Consider the following 17,234-nt stretch of genomic DNA (forward strand, 5'->3'; position numbering starts at 1 on the left):
AACATCGTGGTACGTTCGTATCACAAAAACCGAGATCGGAGGGGCCATGCCCGAGACCGTTGCCCGACCTCAGGCCGACGTCGGCCGCTATGTGAGCGAAGCCTGGCGGGCGCGCTACTTCGCTGCCTGCGATGCGGTCTACGCGCTGGGAGCGCCCGCGTGCGCCGAAGAGGACGTGGAGACGTCCTTCGGTACCACGCACGTCTTTCGCCACGGCCCCACGGACGAAGCCGCCCGGTCCCGCACTCCCGTGGTTCTGGTGCACGGGGCGGGCTCCTGCTCCGCCATGTGGTATCCGAACACCCCCGCCCTCAGCGCGGACCGCCCGGTCTACGCGATCGACACCCTGGGGGATCCCGGCCGCAGTGTGCAGGGCGAGCCGATCCACCAACCCGAACGCGCCGCGCAGTGGCTGGACGAGACTCTCGCCGGACTAGGCCTCGACCGCGTACATCTCGTGGGCACCTCGTACGGCGGATGGCTCGCCCTGAACCTGGTACACCGCAGGCCCGGTCGCCTCGCCTCGGTCACGCTGCTCGACCCCGGCGGCCTGGAGAAAGTGGGGTTGCGCTTCTTCGTCTGGATCTTCGCCAGCCTCTTCGCGACCTTCGCGCCCAAGGCACTCCGCCCGCGGCTGGCGGCCTGGCTGGAACAGCCGGTCCTCGTCGTGCCGGAACTGCGCACGATGATCAGAACGGCCACCCGCGCCTACCGCATACGCCGCCCCGTTCCGCTCCCCCTGTCCGAGGAGGAACTGTCCACCATCCGGACTCCGCTCTATCTGGTACTCGGCAAGCGAAGCCTCCTCGTGCACCCGCAGCGGCAGGCCGAGCGTGTACCGCGCCTGGTTCCCGGCGCCCGAGCCGACATCATCTCCGGCACGGGCCACGGGCCGCAGATCGACCACGCGGAGGAGATCAACCGCAGGATGCTGGACTTCATGGCCTCGATCGGCTGACCACCACCCACGCGGCGCGAACCGGCGCACGATTGTGCTGGTTGCCGCGCCGGCGTGCGCGGCTCTGCCGAGCGGCGTCGGCCTGCTGCTGACATGAGCCTCCCGGCGCGGCCCTCGGACGCTGCCGGTGCGGTGGCGTCCGAGGGACTGCCCGGGCGGGTGTCAGGTGTCAGGTGCTGCGACGGCGGGCCGGTGCACGTGACGCGGACTTGGGTTCCCTGGGTGGGGTGTTCGTCTGTACGGCGTCGTCGGTGACTTCGGTGACGTCGGTGACCTTGGTGACGTCGGTGTCGAGCACCTGATCGCCGTACAGATCCTGCAGCCAGTTGGTCTGGTAGATGGTGTCGAGGTAGCGCTCGCCCAGGTCCGGGGCGATGGCCACCGTGGTGAGGTCACGGGCGTCGTGCCGGGACAGCCAGTCCGTCGCACCGCTGACCACGGTGCCGGTGGAGCCGCCGAACAGGAAGCCGTTTCTGGCCATGCGGTGACACATCCGGATGGTGTCCGGCTCGTCCACCCGGATCACCTCGTCGACGAGGGACTCGTCGAGCAACGGCGGCCGCATGCTCATGCCGAGGCCCGGGATCATCCGGCGGCCCGGCTCGCCGCCGAACGCCACCGAGCCGGCCGCGTCCACGGCGACGATCCGCACCGGCCGGGGCCACTCGCGGAAGTAGCGCGCACAGCCCATCAGGGTTCCGGTGGTGCCGGCCCCGACGAAGAGCACGTCCAGCTCCGGGAACCGGCGGGCGATCTCCGGGGCCGTCGTACGGTAGTGGGCCAGCCAGTTGCCGGCGTTGGTGTACTGGCTGAGCCAGACGTATCGGTCGTCGGAGGCGCACAGCGAGCGGACGTAGTCGATCCGCTTGCCCAGGAACCCGCCGTTGGAGTCCTGGTCGGCCACGATGTGCACCTCGCTGCCGAGCGCCTCCATGAGGAGTCTGGTCGACAGGTTGCACCGGGAGTCCGTCACACACAGAAACCGGTAGCCCTTGCTTGCGGCGATCATGCTGAGCGCGACGCCGAGGTTTCCGGAGGAGGACTCCACGAGGACGGAATCCGCTGTCAGGATTCCGTCCCGCTCGGCACTCTCCACCATCTCGTTCGCGGCCTTCAACTTGATGGAACCAGCGAAGTTGAAGGCCTCGCACTTCAGGTAGAGCGGGTATCCGCAGATCGATGCGAGATCGACGAAGAGGTCGCCCTCGTTGAAGGCGTGGGGAGCGGATATGACGGGCACGGCGGGCCTCCTGGTGCCGGGCCGAGGACCACGGCCTCAGCCGTACCGACGCAGTTCGTGGAAGAAGTCATCGATGAGACGCAGGTCTCCCACCCGGGACACCTCGTCGTAGACGTGCTTGCCGACGGCGAGGTCGAGGACGCCGAGTCCGAAGGGCGAGAAGATCACCGGTCGGTCGGCCGGCGGCGCGGCCCGTCCGGCCATGACGTCGCCGAGGGTTCCGTTCAGGAAGTCACGGTTGCCGCTGAGCTGTTCGGCCAGGTGGGGCGACGTGTCGGCCTTGAGGCAGTGTTCGACGTCGTCGACGAAGTTGGCCGAACCCAGCAGGATCTCCGGGGCGAGGTCGCGCAGGGAGACGTGCAGGACCAGCGGGTTGTGGGCGAACAGGGCCTGGTCGGTCACGTGCGGCCGGCCGGCGATGGTGGCGAAGACCACGAGGTCGCTGGCGCGGACCAGGTCCTCGGCGGTGTCGTGGACGGTGATGTGCGCGGTGCTGCCGGTCTCCCGCAGGTAACCGCAGAACCCGGCGGAGCTGTCGGCGGACACGTCGTGCACGCCGATCTCGTCGAAGTCCCAGCCCGTGCCGGCCAGGAAGGTGTGGATGTAACGGGCGATCAGACCCGTACCGAAGAATCCGACCCGGGTGGGGCGGGTCCGGTTGCGGCTGAGCCAGTCGGCGGCCAACGCCGCGGAGGCCGCCGTCCTGGTGGCGCTGATGATCGAGCTCTCCAGGCAGGCGAACGGGTAGCCGGTGGCCGGGTCGTTGAGGATGAGCACCGCGGACGCCCGCGGCAGCCCGGCACTCACGTTCTCCGGGAAGCTGGAGACCCACTTCAGGCCGTCCACCTGGACCGGCCCGCCGAGGGAGGCCGGCAGCGCGATGATCCGCGAGGTGGGGCGGTCGGCGAAGCGCAGGAAGTACGACGGCGGGTTGACCGAGTCCCCTGCGTCGTGCAGCCGGTAGACGGTCTCGACCAGCTCCACGAGCTGTTTCTCGCGCCCGCTCAGCGCCTGCTGCACCTGCTCGCCGGTGATCACCGCGAAGGTCGGCACGGCGGGCCCGTCGGGCACGGCGGCCCGGGTGGCGGTCGACAGGGTGTCGGTCATCGCTCGCTCGCCTCCAGGGCCGGGCAGTCGTCGGTGGGCCGCAGCGGGTCGCTCAGGCCGACCAGCACCTGGCGCTCTCCGGTGAACGCCTCTCTGCTGTGCGCGGTGCTGATGTTGTCCACGAGCAGCAGGTCACCGGCCTGCCAGGGTTCGCGCCTGGTGTGCGCCTCGTAGGTGCTGTTGATGATCCGGACGACGTCCTCGTCGATCGGGGTGCCGTCGCCATGGCGGGTGTTGAACGGCAGTCCCTCCGGGCCGTAGACGTCGAGCAGGTACTCGCGTACCTCCGGGTCCAGCGTCCACTCGTTGAGGAAGGCGATCTGGTTGAACCAGCAGCGCCGGCCGGTGACCGGGTGCCGGACGATGGCGGGGCGGCGCTGCTCGGTGCGCAGGGTCCCGTCGGGCTGCCAGGTGCAACTGATGGCGTTCGTCCGGCAGTAGTGCTCGATCTCGGCGCGGTCGGCGGTGCCGAACGACTCCGCGAGGCTCGCCCCGATCTCGTCGTTGTAGCTGCGGGTCAGGATCCAGCCCTCCCGCTCGAACCGTTCGGTGAGCCCGGTGGGCAGCGCCCGCAGTACCTCTTCGGCGTCGGCCACCGCCGTCGCTCCGCCCTGCTGGGGCGCGGTGAGACAGGCGAACAACATGAGGCCGGGCACCTGCTGTTGGTAACTCAGCTCGTGGTGCATGCACATCGGTTGGTTGTCCGGCCAGGGCGTGGAGGAGTAGAGCCCCCGGCCGTGGGCCTCGCGGGGGGCGAAGGCCTCCCGCTCCGTCATGAGGTCACCGGCCAGCCGGGCGAAGACGGCACCGGTCTGGCCGGCGTCGCGCAGTCCGAGGCCTCGCACGACCAGTGCCCCGTGCTCGGTGACCTGTGCGCGCAGCGCCTCGCGGTGCTCGGCCGTCCACCTCGGGGCGTCGTCGGGGGGATCGACGCACAGCAGTGCCGGTTTGTCCGGCCGCAGCTCCACGTCGAGGGGTGATGCCAGGGATGAGAACGGCATCTCGGTTTCCTTTCGGTCGACCGCCTGGGGTGTGACGGGGGTCAGGAGGAGGCGAGGGGGAGGACGGTGTTCAGGACGGCCTGAGCCGTCTGAGCCGGACGGGTGCGCAGGAAGTGGTGGCCCCCGTCGGCGAGTTCGTGGAGATCGACATGGTCGGCCAGGAGCCGCCAGTCCCGGTGGCGCTGGGCGTGGCCGGCGGTGTGCGGGTCGTCGGCGGCGACGACCACCGAGACCGGCGCGGTCAGTTTGACCGGCGGCGGGGCCTCGAGGGCTTGGTGGAAGTAGCGGTGCGCGGCGACGCAGTCGTGCCGGTAGGCGGCGGCGATGTGTTCGGCGTGCGGCGCGTTGAGTTCCACGAGTTCCGCGTAGCCGCCGTCCGCGGTCAGCCGCTCGGCGATCTCGGCGTCGCCGGCGGCGGTCAGTTCGACGATGGCGGTGAACCGGTCGGCGGCGGTGCCGAGCAGTTGGGCGGCGAGGAAGACCCGGGCCACGTGCACGCCCCGCTGCTGGAGCCTTCGGGCGGTCTCGACGGCCGCCGCGGTCCCCGAGGAGTGGCCCCACAGTACGACCCGGGTCAGACCGCGGGCCGTGATCTCAGCGACGGTCCGCTCGGCCACCTGCTCGATCGACGCGAACGGCTCGGGGGGCGCGGCCAGGTTGTGGCCGGGCAGGTCCACGGCGAGGACCGGCAGGCCGCTGCCCGCCAGCGCGCTCGCCATCGGCTGGTAGTTGACGGCGTTGCCGCCCGCGTACGGGAAGCAGACCAGCGCACACTCCGAGGCGCGGCTCCCGCCCGTCAGGGGCAGCAGCAGCTCGGGGCGCTGCCGGGCGGTGCCGTCGAGGAGGGCGGCCAGGTCGGCCAGGACCGGGTGCCGGGTGATGTCCTTCAGGGACACCGCACGGTCGAGGGCGAGGCTGAGCTTGACCGCGGTGAGGGAGGTGCCGCCGGCGTCGAAGAAGTGGTCCGCGCGGCCGATCCGCCGCTCGGGCACCCCCAGCAGTTCGGCCCAGGCCGCGGCCAGCCGCCGTTCGGTCGGGCTGAGCGGGGCGGCGTCCGCGGTCTCCGTGTCCGGTGCCGACTGCTCGGCCAGGGCGGTCAGGGCCTTTCGGTCGATCTTGCCGTTGGCGGTCAGCGGCAGACCGGCCTGCCAGTGGAAGGCAGACGGCACCATGTAGCCGGGCAGGGCCGCGCCGAGTGCCTTGCGCAGGATCTCCGGTTCCTGCTCGGCGCCGGAGTAGTAGGCGATCAACTGCTTGCCGCCGCCGGTCCGTTCGGCGACGACCACCGCGCCGTCCCGTACCCCGTCCACCCGCAGCAGGGAGTTCTCGATCTCGCCGATCTCGATCCGGAAGCCGCGGATCTTGACCTGGTTGTCCCGGCGGCCGAGGAACTCCAGCTTGCCGCCGGGGTGCCAGCGGCCCCAGTCCCCGCCCAGGTAGAGCCGTTCACCGGCCCGGTACGGGTCGGTCCGGTACGCCTCCCGGGTGCGTTCGGGATCGTTGACGTACCCACGGCCCACGCAGACACCGGAGAACGCGATCAGTCCGGGGGCGCCCAGCGGTACCAACGCCAGGTGCTCGTCCACGACATGGACGCGTACGTTGTTGACGGGCCGCCCCAGCAGCACCCGTTCGGGTACCTCCCGGAGGACCTCGTGGTTGGTGTCGTCCGAAGTCTCGGTCAGGCCGTAGGCGTTGAGCAGCTCGATGCCGGGCTGGACCGCGAACCAGCGCTGGACCAGCTCCCGTTTGAGCGCCTCGCCGGTCACCGACACACAGCGCAGGTCCGGGAGCATCCGCGGGTGCCGCTCCAGACAGGAGACGACGACCTCCAGATACGACGGCACGAGCTGCGCCACCGCGACCCGGCCGCGCTCCAGGGTGCCGACGAACCGCTCCACGTCGGTGATCACGTCCTGCTCGACGAGCAGGGTCCGCCCGCCCACCAGCAGCGGGGCCAGCAGCTGCCACAGGGAGATGTCGAAGCACTGCGGGGCGGTCTGCGCGACCACCGATCCCTCGCCGATCGCCAGGTCGTCGATCTTGGCGTGGAGATGGTTGAGCATGCCCGCGTGCTCGCACATCGCGCCCTTGGGCTCGCCGGTGGAGCCGGACGTGAAGTAGATGTAGGCGAGTTGACCGGCGTCGACCCGGATGCCGAGGTCGTCGTCGGCGTGCGACTCGGCGTAGGCCGTCTCCACCAGGAGCTTCCCGACGCCCTCCAGGGTGGCCAGCGCCTCGTCGAGGGTGCGGGTGCTGCCGGACTCGGTCAGGACCAGCCGGCATTCCGCCCGGGAGAGCGTCGCGGCGATCCGGCCGGCCGGGAAGTGCGGTTCGATCGGCAGATACCCGCCGCCCGCCTTGAACACCGCCAGCACGGCCGCCAGCCAGTCGAGGTTGCGTTCGGTGACGACGGCGACGACGTCCTCCCGGCCCAGGCCCCTGGCCAGCAGGGCGCGCGCCAGCCGGTTGGCACGCCGGTCGAGTTCGCCGTACGTCCACTGCTGCTCGCCGTGTACGGCGGCCACCGCCTGTGGATGCGTCCGGGCGCGCTGCTCGAACAGTTCGTGTGCCCGCGCGTCCGGCAGCGGACGGTCGGGCCCGGCCAGGCCGTCCAGCTGCTCGCGTTCCTCCTCGGCGGACAGCAGGTTCTGCCGGGAGTGGTCGGCGTCCGGCTCCGCGGTCATCAGCCGCAGCGCGGTCAGGTGGTAGCCGCCGACACGGGCGGCAGCCCGGGCGTCGAGGACGTCCGTGCGGTACCGCAGGAGCAGCGTCAGCCGTCCGTCCCGGTCGGACCAGCGCACGTGCAGGACACCGTCGTCGGCATGGGTCCGGTCGGCTTCCGCCGGCCCGAAGACGACCTCGTACTGCGGCTCTGTCAGCCCGAGTTCCCGCCTAAGCTCGGCCACCGGGAAATCGCGGTGGGCGAGCACCTCCGCCTCGGCGTCGCGAGCGGCCGTGAACAGGGCCGGCCAGGGGCCGGAGGGGACGGACGCCCGGCACGGCAGCGGCTCGCCGTCCGCGCCGGTGGTGTAGCCCGTGACCACCTCGGGTTCGCCGGAGAGCGCGGCCAGCACCTTGAGGTGCGCGGCCAGCATCAGCACGCCGACCGGCAGGCGCCGTTGCCCAGCCAGTTCCCGCACCGCCTCCGTCGTGTCGTCCGGCACGGGTATCTCGTGCTCGGCCGCACCCTGGACCGGTTGCGGAGCCCACCGCGGCACGGCGGTGGCACCGCCGGCGGTCAGTACCCGGCTCCAGAACTCCCGGTCCGATTCCACGCGCGTTCCCATCGAATGGCCTTCCTCAACTCACGTTCGCCGTGGTGGCGTTGGCTGCTGACGTGGTCCGGCCGGTGGCACCGGGCCGGCTGCCGCTCTCCGGCATGTCGACCGCGGGATTGCCGCCCCACTGTGCGTTCGGAGGGACTTCCTCGCCCTTCATGAGGAAGGAGTCGGGCGCCAGCACCGAGCCGTCGCCCATGGTCACGCCGTAGTGCACGTGGGCGGCCACGCCGAGGGTGCAGCCGGTGCCGAGCGTGGTGACGTCGGACTTGAAGGTGCCGTCCTCCTGCGAGTGGCACTGGATCTTGCTGCCGGCGTTGAGGGTGCAGTCGTCGCCGATGGTGGTGAGCGTCCGCTCGGTCATGTAGACGCCGTCGTCGAACACCCTGCTGCCGATGCGGACCCCCAGCAGCCGCCAGACCAGGGTCTTGAACGGGGTGCCGTTGAAGAGGTTGAGGTAGTGGTCCGGAACCTTCCACAGCCGCTCGTGCCACCAGAAGTACGGGTCGTAGATCGAGCACAACCGGGGGCGCAGCGCTCGGAACGATGCGATGCAGCGCTCCACCAGGACGAAGTACGCGGTGGAGAAGACGAGCGTGAAGGCCAGGTATCCGCCGATCACCACGTGTCCGGCCGCGCCGTACAGGTCCACGGAGGCGAGTCCGAACAGGGTGAGCGCGAAGGTGTGCAGCCATCGCACGAGCAGCATGCCCGCCATGGAGCGGAGGTTGTAGCGGTTCTTCGCGGCGAGCCGGCGGCGCAGTGTGTCGCCCGTTCTGAGGTGGTCGAACCGGGTGTCGCGGTCCACCGTGCGGGGGATCTCGAAGCACGGTGAGCCGAGGAGGCCCACGCCTTGCCGGATCTCGCCGTCGAGGGGAACCATCACCTTCGTCGCCAGCAGGCAGTTTTCGCCCGTCCTGCCGCCCGCCGGATAGGCGATGTTGTTGCCCAGGAAGTTGTGCGGCCCGATCGCCACCCTGGACAGCCGGAAGGAGGTGCTGGAGAAGTCCGCGTTGAGGACGGAGAGGCCGTCGGCGACCATCGTGCCGCTGCCGACGGTGACCAGCAGGGGCGACTCATGCTGCACTTCGGTGCCGAAGTTCGAGCCGGTCTGCTCGACGCGTGACAGGTCGTATCCGATGCCGCGGAGATAGTGGACGATGTACGAGCTGTCGCCGAAGAGCCACGCGAAGAACTTGATGTTCGTCATCCGGGCCGTGGCCCGTTGCAGCACGTAGTGGAATCCGTAGAGCGGATAGACCTTGTCGGGCTTGAGGACCAGACCCACCAGGCGCGGAACGGTGCACAGGACCAGCAGTCCCAGGACGACGAACCCGAAGAACAGGACGAGGGAGAGCACAAGGGCGTCGGGGAGCAGTTCCGAGGGGCTGAGCGCGGCCGACTGCGGGTCGAGCCGCCTGCCGATCGCCGGTACCTCGGTGAAGAGCATGTACACACCGCCGACGGCCAGCGGGATGTACACGAGGAACATCTGCGTCAGCGTGCCGAGGCCGAACCAGGCCCGGCGCAGGGAGCCGCACCGGGCAGGAGCGACCCTGGCGTAGTCGACCCGGGTGGGTTCCGCCGGGGATCCGTGCCAGTGCTCGCCGTCCGGGACCGCCTGGCCGCGGTACAGGGCGGACGAGTGGCCGAGCTGGGCACCGTCGCCCATGGCGGTGTCGATGTCCACGACGGTCTTCTCGCCGACGAGGACGTCGTCGCCGAGGGTGATCCGGCCGGTCTGGATGTGTCCCGCGCTGGCCCGGTAGCAGAGGAGGAAGGCGTCCTTGCGGATCACCGTGCCCGCGCCGATCGTCAGGAGGTCGGTGCAGACCGGGACGGTGCGGGAGAAGATCGTGACCCCCTTGCCGATCCGGGCGCCGAGGGCCCGCAGGTACAGCACGTACAGCGGGGTCCCGGCGAGGAAGACCATCGGATTGGCGTGGATCAGCACCTTGACGAACCAGAAGCGCAGATACGCCAGGCCCCAGACGGGGAACTCGCCGGGCCGCCAGCGGCCGACGAGCAGCCATTTGGCGACGATCGGGAAGGCGCACAGCGCCACGAACGCGATGCCTCCGAACAGCACCGACCGCAGATAGATCTCGGCCAGGCCCGAACCGGCGGCGACCCACTCGTAACCCGCGGCGGTGACGAATCCGGAGACCAGTGAGTAGCCCAGGAAGACCAGCAGCTGGACGGTTCCGCAGAGCAGGTGAGTGCGCCGCTTTCCGCGCGTCACCGGGGCCGGCGGAGGCGGGGGCGCCGCCGGGGACGGTGCGTCCGCCGGACCGGCGGGGGCGGGCGTGGCATCCCCGAGCGCCGTGGCCAGACTCTGGATCGTGGGGTGCCGGTAGATGTCCTTCATGGACGGGGAGGGCAGATCCGCCGTCTTGCGTATTCGTGCGCAGAACTGGGCCATGACCAGGGAGTTGGCGCCGAGGTCGGTGAAGAAGTGGCCGTCGACCGGAACGCTCTCGGCGCCCAGGAGGTCGGCCAGTGCCCGCGCGAGCCGCCGCTCGGTCTCCGCCCCCCTGCGGCCGGTGTCGCTCAGCGCGACGACGGATTCATCCGGCTCCGAAACGACCTCGGAGGACTGTTCCACCATGCGATCTCCTGGAGAACGTGGATGTTCCTGATCACGAACCGGCGGATTCAGTTTGTCCAGAGAGATCTATGTCTGCCACTTTTGCCATGGATTTAACTGCTCGGAAAGAATGATTCGCCAGGCCGTATCACCGGGGATTCAGGCCGCGACGGGCCCTACGCGGTTCACCCACATGGCGGTCCCCCAACCGGCAGCGCACACCACTCGAACCGGGACCGCATCGGGAAACGGGTCACAGCGGCCGTGCGGCCACGTCGGCGCGCCGGGCCACGGCTGCGCGCACGCCACTTACCGGCACCGGGCCACTTCCCGGCACCGGGCCACGCCCCGGATCAGCCGGCGGCCGTCCAGGCCTTCGGCCCGATGCCGCGCCACTCGATCAGGTCCGGGTCGTCGACCGTCGTATTGGCCTCGGGCAGCCCGGCCCGGCGCAGGAACTCGACCACGTCGAGCAGGTGATACGCGGTACCGACGTACTCTCCGCGGATGGTCACCCGCCTGCCACCGTCGGGGCCCGGCGGCTGCACCACCACAGGCGCGTCTTTCATGATTGCCGAATGCCCCGTACCGGGCCGGGTCATGCGGGCGCGACTCTTGCGTGTACACATCGTTTCGGCATCGATCCGGCCGGTCGCGACGGCTGACGCGCCCCAGTCCGGCTCCCGCGCCGGACTTTCGGGCGGTGCACCACCGGCGCGAGGGCGGGCGGGGCCGGAAATCGGCGAATGGCCGAGATTCCCCAGGAGGCGGAGGGACGGGAGGGTCGTTCGGTGCGTCCGGTACACGCCAATAACAACCGCCCGGAGGGCACGGACGGTGCTCGGCGCCGGACCGGGCGGCAGCTCCGGCGCACGCCGGTCACGTGCCCGTTCGATCCGACGCCGACGCTTTCACGCACCGGGCACATGTTCTTCACGATGTGCACGCTTTCAGTCACCTAGCGTGCTTGTTCGATCGCCGGAAGGAGACGTCCCGCGTTCCGCCTGCCTAGCCTCCCGCCCATGCGATCACCACTGATGAGACGCTTCGGCCTCGGCGCCGTCCTCGCCCTCGCCCTCGCCGTCTTCGGGCTGGCCCCCAGCGCGAGCGCCGACCCGGCACCGGCCGAGCTCACCTTCGCCGCGAACGCCGCGACCACCACGCCCGGCGGCACGGTGAACCTGTCGATGACGATCACCAACAACAACACGTACGACATCTGGTTCGTGTACCAGACGATCGACCCGACCTATCTGACCACGCAGCGCCCCGACCTGAAGTACAGCTTCACCGGCTGCAGCCTTGCCGCGACCGACGGCACCAGCACCGCCTGCTCCGGCACCGGGCCCACCAACCTCGGCACCGACTACGGCGCCACCGTCCCGCCCGGGCAGAGCCGCACCGTCACGCTGACACTGAGCGTCGCCGCCGACTCCGGCTGCAACGGCAACATCGGCTTCTACTCGTACTTCTACGCCGAGTTCAGCGACTCCACGAACACGAGCGGCGGCCCGGTCTACACGCCCGAGACGCGCGTCCTGTGCGCCTGACGACCTGTCGCGGATGACCTGAAAAGCTCTGCGATCAGCCAAAGGTCCGTGGCCGGGCGCGCTCTCCCACACAGAGGTCCCGGCCTGCACCGCGGACGGAAAATCGGGCAACTCGGTTCCATCGGTGGCCTGTTGGTCGCCTGCTCTTTTCCGTCACGTTTCGCAACGCGACCACGAAAGCTACACACAGACACCACTATGTGACGCGACGGATGCGTCGACGAACTGGCCTCTCAGAAGGAGGCCGGCGTCGGCGCAGGGGGTGCGTCCGCTCTACGGAGCCGTACTCACCCCTGCCCGGGGAGGGGACATTCACCGCATGAAGCGGACCATACGCACGGCCGCGCTCACGGTCGGTGCGCTCATAGCCACGCTCGGCCTGCCGACCGGCGCGGCCCATGCCGACGACGCACCCAGAATCGACCTGCGGGTGTTGGTGGTCAGCGACGGCGGACCGTCGACCGCCGCCATCGCTGCCGAACTGACCGACGCCGGAACGCCGTTCACCGAAATCGACCTGACGCAGTCCGGACGGCAGGTCATCGACGCGGGCTTTCTCGCGGACACCGTCGACGGACAGGCGCGCGCGAAGTTCCAGGCCGTGGTGCTGCCCAACGACAACCCGTTCGCGACCGGTTCGAGCGAGATGGCGGCACTCACAGCGTACGAACAGGTTTATCAGATACCCCAGGTCGATGCCTATACTTACGCACGTCCAGAAGCCGGCTTGCAGTATCCGGTCGGCAGCACCGGCTACTCGGGCAGCATCGACGGCACCCAGGCCGACGTGACCGCCGCGGGCACGTCGGGCCCCTTCGGCTACCTCGACGGCACGGTCCCCTTCGAGGACAACGACCCCTCCGTCGCCGAGAGTTACGCCTACCTCGCGCCGCCGGCGGCCGGCGCCGACTTCACGCCCTACGTCGAGGCGACGATCCCGGGAACCTCCACCAAGGGCTCCCTGGTCGGCGAGTACCGGCACGACAACCGCCGTGAACTCGTCGTGACCTTCGTCTACAACGAGTACCAGGAGCAGTTCCGGCTGCTGGCCCGCGGCATCGTCGAGTGGATGACCGGCGGAGTGCACCTCGGCGCCTCCCGCAACTACTTCGCCGTGCACGTGGACGACGTGTTCGCCGCCGACGACCGCTGGAACAGCGAGCTCAACTGCACGCCCGGCGACGTCGACTGCACCGACTCGGACGCCACGCCCGATCCGATCCGGATGACCCCCGACGACGTCGACTACGCGGTGGCCTGGGAACAGAGCAGGAACTTCACCTTCGACCTCGCCTTCAACGGCTCCGGCAGCGTCGACCAGCGCGAGGACAACGACGGCGTCGACCAGCTCGCCGACAAACTGGTCGCGGACAGGAGCGACTTCCGCTGGATCAACCACACCTACACGCACGCCTTCCTCGGCTGCGTGCAGGACACCACCGTGGTGCCCTGGACGTGCGAGACCAACGCCGACGGCGGCACCCAGTGGGTGAGCGAGAGCGACATCTCCGACGAGATCGCCACCAACCGGGTCTGGGCCGAGACCAATGGACTTCCCCTGGAGAACGACGAGTTGGTCACCGGCGAGCACTCCGGGATGCGGATCCTGCCGCAGCAGCCCGACGACAACCCGAACCTGGCGGCCGCCCTCACCGCCAACGGCATCGACTGGCTCGGCTCCGACAACTCCCGTGACCCGCAGCAGCGTCAGGTCGGAGCGGCCGAGACCGTGCCCCGCTACCCGATGAACGTCTTCTACAACGCGGGCAAGGCCTCCGAGGAGGTCGACGAGTACAACTGGCTGTACACCAGCCGCGCCCAGGGCGGCAGCGGCATCTGCGAGGACAACCCGGCCACCACCAGCTGTCTGTCGGAGCCACTGGACACCAGCACCGGCTACACCGACCAGATCGTGCCGCTGGAGACCCGGATCGACCTCGGACATGTGCTGTCCAACGACCCCAGACCGCACTACATCCACCAGTCGAACCTGGCCGAGGACCGCATCGCCTACCCGGTGCTGAACGGCGTACTCGACGGCTACCAGGCCCTCTTCGCGGACAACACGCCCGTCGTGAACCTGCGGATGAAGGACATCGGGACCGAGCTGGAGCGCCGGGCCGACTGGCAGACCGCGCTCCAGGCCGGCCAGGTCACCGCCTACCGCATCGGCGACGCCGTGACCGTCCAGGCGCCCGCCGGCCTGGAGGTCACCGCGACCCTGCCCACCGGCACCACCGTCGCCGGCAGCGCGTTCGGTTCGGCGTACGCGGGCGCCGTCTCCGGCTGGACCCCCTCGGCGGGCGACCCGCTCAGCATCACCCTGCCCGCCACCACCGCCGCCGCGGCGGTGACGGCGGACGGCTCCCCCGCCCCGGCAACGGATCCCGCGCCCGACACCCGGGCCCCGGCAGGGGTGACAGATCCGGTCCCCGTCACCAACTGAACAGCGCTCCGCCGCACCGACGACCGAAGCAAGAACAGATCCGCGGTTCCGGCCGCCCGCCGGCGGCCGGAACCGGCACGACCACCCCACAACTCGGCCGTGGAGCACACGATGCCCCTTCCCCATGGCGCGCCCCCCACTCGAACTACGCGCGTCACCCTGCTCACCGAAGGCACCTACCCGCACAGTCACGGCGGCGTCAGCGTCTGGTGCGACCAACTCGTGCAGGGCATGACCGACATCGACTTCGACATCGTCGCCGTCACCGGCACCGGACGCGAACCCGTCGTGTGGGACCTGCCCGCGCATGTCTCCAACGTGCGGTCCGTGCCGATGTGGGGCGACCCGCCGGCGGGCCGCGCGCCCCGCGGCCGGGCCCGCCGTGAACTCGCCGACGCCTACGGCCGGTTCCTCACCGCACTCCTCGACCCAGGGGCGGAGGACGGCTTCCCGCCCGCCCTGTACGCCATGGCGGAGGCCGCGGCGGACGGCACGCTCAGCCCGTTCCTGCGCGCCGACACCGCGATCACCGTGCTGACCTCGCTGTGGAACCGGCCGGGGCTGGCCGTGCGCGAGGCCCGGCCCACCCTGCACGACGCGCTCACCGCGACCGCGCTCCTGGAACACGCCCTGCGCCCGCTGACCGCGCCCCTGCCCGAGAGTGGGGTCGCGCACGCGGTGAGCGGTGGCGTCGCCGCGCTGCCCGGCCTGGCCGCACTGGAACGGCACGGGGTGCCGCTGCTGCTGACCGAGCACGGCGTCTATCTGCGGGAACGCTATCTCGGGTATCGGACCGCGCCCTACCGCTGGCCGGTGAAGGCGGTCGTGCTCGGGTTCTTCCGGCTGCTGGCCCGCGAGTCCTACCGCAAGGCGGCCCTGATCACCCCGGGCAACCGCTACAACCGGCTCTGGGAGGAGGAGGGCGGCGCCGATCCGGAGGCCATCCGTACCGTCTACAACGGCGTGGACCCGGCGGCGTTCCCGGCGGCCGGACCGGAGCCGGAGGTGCCCACCCTCAGCTGGGCCGGACGGGTCGACCCCATCAAGGACCTGGAGACGCTGATCCGGGCCTTCGTCCTGGTCCGTGCCCAGGTCCCCGAGGTGCGGCTGCGGCTGTTCGGCGGGACACCACGGGGCGGCGAGGCCTACCGGGAGCGCTGCGAGGCCCTGGCCGCCGAACTGGGCCATGGCGAGGCCGTGACCTTCGAGGGCCGCGTCGACGACATCAAGGACGCGTACGCGGCAGGGAACGTGGTGATGCTCTCCAGCATCAGCGAGGGCTTCCCGTTCACCCTGATCGAGGCCATGTCCTGCGGGCGCGCCACGGTCTCCACGGACGTCGGCGGGGTCCGGGAGGCGGTCGGCGACACCGGGCTGGTCGTCGCGCCCCGCGACCCGGCGGCGATGGCCGCGGCCGCCCTCGAGCTGCTCGGCGACCCGGCGCGCCGCCGGGCGATGGGCGAGGCGGCCCGGCTGCGGGTGATCGAGCAGTTCACACTCCGGCAGACCATCGACACCTTCCGCGCCATCTACGTCGAACTCCCCGAGCGCGCACGACGGTCGGTGCCCGGGCCGGCGGCCCCGGCCGAGCTGCCGGCGGCGTCCGTCACCGAGGGCGTGGCCCTGTGAGCGGACCGATGTCCCTCGAACCCGGCGGCTCGGAACAGGACACCCTGGCCCTGCGGCTGGCCGAGCCCCGGCCGGCGCCCCGCCGCCGGCCGCGCTGGGCCCTCGACGACACCACGCTGACCATACGGCTGCCCCGGCGCGGCCCGGACGAGGACGCGGTCAGCGAACTCGCCGCCGAACTCGCCGACCGGATAGGCCCCGCCGTTCACCCCTACGAGGTGGCCGCGCTGCTGGAGTCGGAGGGCCTGTCCGCCGCCCTGATCAACGAGCGGTACGGCCACCCGAACCTGTTCTCGCTCGCCGCGGCGCTCTACGAACGGGTGCCCAGGACCTTCCCTGAACCCGCGCCCGCGGCCGACCCGTGGCGCCCGGACACCGTGCGCTGTCTGCTGCGGGGCGTGCTGTTCGCCCTGCCCGGACTGGCGTATCTGCTCACCGCTCCGCTGTGGAACGCGGCCGGGGAGGCGGCCGCGCTGATCGTGGCCGGACTGGTCTCCTGGGCGTGGGGGCAGGCCCTCGGCCACCGCGCCCATCTGCGATTGGCGACCGGACGGCACGAGACGGGCCGCACCCTGCTGCTGGGCGCGCCGGTCGGGGCGGTGCTGGCCACGGGTGCTGCCGCCCTGGTCTCCGGGGGCGGCCGGGTCGTCCTGGCCGCCGCGGCCCAGTCGCTGTACCTGGCGGCGGCGGGCGTACTGCTGGTGCTGGCCCGGGAACGGCTGCTGCTGGCCGCGCTCAGCCCGCTGATCGCGGGTGCGGCCGTGCTGCCCTGGTGGGAGCCGGGACGTCCGCTGCGGACCGGGCTGCCGCTGCTGGCCCTCACCGCGACGCTCGCGGTCACCGGGTGGGTCCTGTGGAGGACCCTTTCCGCCCCGGCCGTCACCGGCGGCCACCGGCCCAGGGCGCTGTGGTCCCTGCCGTACGGCCTGTTCGGGCTGGCCGCCGGGGTCCTGGTGCTCCTCGAGGGACGCCAGGAACCGAACGCGCCGTACGCGGTGATCGTGCTCACCGTGAGCATGGGGCCCGCGGAGTGGCTGCTGTACCGCTACCGGGGGCTGTCGGTCGGCGCGCTGCGCGCCACCGCCACGCCCGCCGCGTTCCTGCTGCGTTCCGCCGGCATCCTCGCCCTCTGTCTGCTGCTCTACCTGGCGCCGCTGCTGCCCGCCGCCCTGCTCACGGGCGCCGCTCCGGCCGCCCTGCTGCTGCTCGCGGCCACCCTGTGGACCGCGCTGCTGCTACAGGCGTTCGGCGCGGCCTGGCCGTCGGCCGCGCTCTGTCTCACCGCCGCCACCGTCGCCGGCGCGTTCTCCCTGTTCCACCTCCCCGGGGCCGGTCTCGCGCTGCCGCTGTGCTGTGGCGCCGCCGCGCTGTGTCTCGCGGCCGGCGCGCTGGTGCTGCTCGGCCGCCCCGCCCCGCACGGATGAGTCACCACTTC

At 70.9% G+C, this 17,234-nt stretch carries 11 protein-coding genes; 5 read left to right on the forward strand and 6 right to left on the reverse strand.

The features are described 5' to 3' along the window. Window positions 1-46: 46 nt before the first annotated feature. Window positions 47-958 (forward strand): alpha/beta fold hydrolase, encoded by a 912-nt coding sequence (locus tag AB0D59_RS30025; RefSeq protein ID WP_362571848.1) that lies wholly within the window; start codon window positions 47-49, stop codon window positions 956-958. A 169-nt stretch (window positions 959-1,127) separates the two neighbouring features. Here the strand turns inward: AB0D59_RS30025 and sbnA are convergent, their stop codons facing one another. The 6 genes from sbnA to AB0D59_RS30055 form a co-directional block, all read right to left on the reverse strand. Beyond that, the gene (sbnA, locus tag AB0D59_RS30030; RefSeq protein WP_362571851.1) at window positions 1,128-2,198 is read right to left on the reverse strand and encodes a 2,3-diaminopropionate biosynthesis protein SbnA; all 1,071 of its coding nucleotides are present in this window, start codon (window positions 2,196-2,198) and stop codon (window positions 1,128-1,130) included. Window positions 2,199-2,234: 36 nt separating this feature from the next. Next, window positions 2,235-3,305, reverse strand: coding sequence for a 2,3-diaminopropionate biosynthesis protein SbnB (sbnB, locus tag AB0D59_RS30035; protein WP_362571853.1), 1,071 nt, complete (start codon window positions 3,303-3,305; stop codon window positions 2,235-2,237). Continuing rightward, on the reverse strand, window positions 3,302-4,306 hold the full coding sequence (locus AB0D59_RS30040) for a TauD/TfdA family dioxygenase (protein ID WP_362571856.1): 1,005 nt from the start codon (window positions 4,304-4,306) through the stop codon (window positions 3,302-3,304). The genes sbnB and AB0D59_RS30040 overlap by 4 nt, the downstream gene beginning before the upstream one ends. 41 nt (window positions 4,307-4,347) lie before the next feature. After that, complete coding sequence (locus AB0D59_RS30045) at window positions 4,348-7,596, reverse strand: amino acid adenylation domain-containing protein (protein WP_362571858.1); 3,249 nt, start codon at window positions 7,594-7,596, stop codon at window positions 4,348-4,350. Window positions 7,597-7,609: 13 nt separating this feature from the next. Beyond that, window positions 7,610-10,195, reverse strand: a complete 2,586-nt coding sequence (locus tag AB0D59_RS30050) for a Pls/PosA family non-ribosomal peptide synthetase (protein WP_362571860.1) — start codon at window positions 10,193-10,195, stop codon at window positions 7,610-7,612. 332 nt (window positions 10,196-10,527) lie between these two features. After that, the gene (locus AB0D59_RS30055) at window positions 10,528-10,743 is read right to left on the reverse strand and encodes a hypothetical protein (protein WP_351704557.1); all 216 of its coding nucleotides are present in this window, start codon (window positions 10,741-10,743) and stop codon (window positions 10,528-10,530) included. A gap of 453 nt (window positions 10,744-11,196) precedes the next feature. Between AB0D59_RS30055 and AB0D59_RS30060 the strand changes: the two genes are divergently transcribed. The 4 genes from AB0D59_RS30060 to AB0D59_RS30075 all read left to right on the forward strand — a co-directional run bounded on the left by AB0D59_RS30060 (window position 11,197) and on the right by AB0D59_RS30075 (window position 17,223). Further along, complete coding sequence (locus tag AB0D59_RS30060) at window positions 11,197-11,724, forward strand: hypothetical protein (protein WP_362571863.1); 528 nt, start codon at window positions 11,197-11,199, stop codon at window positions 11,722-11,724. A 319-nt stretch (window positions 11,725-12,043) separates the two neighbouring features. Next, window positions 12,044-14,170, forward strand: a complete 2,127-nt coding sequence (locus tag AB0D59_RS30065) for a hypothetical protein (RefSeq protein WP_362571866.1) — start codon at window positions 12,044-12,046, stop codon at window positions 14,168-14,170. Between the two features lie 111 nt (window positions 14,171-14,281). Continuing rightward, a complete protein-coding gene (gene pelF / locus AB0D59_RS30070) occupies window positions 14,282-15,799 on the forward strand; it encodes a GT4 family glycosyltransferase PelF (protein ID WP_362571869.1) in 1,518 nt (505 codons plus the stop codon). Next, the gene (locus AB0D59_RS30075; RefSeq protein ID WP_362571872.1) at window positions 15,796-17,223 is read left to right on the forward strand and encodes a hypothetical protein; all 1,428 of its coding nucleotides are present in this window, start codon (window positions 15,796-15,798) and stop codon (window positions 17,221-17,223) included. The genes pelF and AB0D59_RS30075 overlap by 4 nt, the downstream gene beginning before the upstream one ends. Window positions 17,224-17,234: the final 11 nt, after the last annotated feature.

It is taken from the genome of Streptomyces sp. NPDC048417, from assembly GCF_040651615.1.
Lineage (GTDB): Bacteria > Actinomycetota > Actinomycetes > Streptomycetales > Streptomycetaceae > Streptomyces.

What these genes read in the sequence shown, in the direction of transcription:
- AB0D59_RS30050 (WP_362571860.1), bottom strand. Translation starts at nt 10,195, where the DNA reads ATGGTGGAACAGTCCTCCGAGGTCGTTTCGGAGCCGGATGAATCCGTC.
- sbnB (WP_362571853.1), bottom strand. Translation starts at nt 3,305, where the DNA reads ATGACCGACACCCTGTCGACCGCCACCCGGGCCGCCGTGCCCGACGGG.
- AB0D59_RS30025 (WP_362571848.1), top strand. Translation starts at nt 47, where the DNA reads ATGCCCGAGACCGTTGCCCGACCTCAGGCCGACGTCGGCCGCTATGTG.
- AB0D59_RS30045 (WP_362571858.1), bottom strand. Translation starts at nt 7,596, where the DNA reads ATGGGAACGCGCGTGGAATCGGACCGGGAGTTCTGGAGCCGGGTACTG.
- pelF (WP_362571869.1), top strand. Translation starts at nt 14,282, where the DNA reads ATGCCCCTTCCCCATGGCGCGCCCCCCACTCGAACTACGCGCGTCACC.
- AB0D59_RS30060 (WP_362571863.1), top strand. Translation starts at nt 11,197, where the DNA reads ATGCGATCACCACTGATGAGACGCTTCGGCCTCGGCGCCGTCCTCGCC.
- AB0D59_RS30055 (WP_351704557.1), bottom strand. Translation starts at nt 10,743, where the DNA reads ATGAAAGACGCGCCTGTGGTGGTGCAGCCGCCGGGCCCCGACGGTGGC.
- AB0D59_RS30065 (WP_362571866.1), top strand. Translation starts at nt 12,044, where the DNA reads ATGAAGCGGACCATACGCACGGCCGCGCTCACGGTCGGTGCGCTCATA.
- AB0D59_RS30040 (WP_362571856.1), bottom strand. Translation starts at nt 4,306, where the DNA reads ATGCCGTTCTCATCCCTGGCATCACCCCTCGACGTGGAGCTGCGGCCG.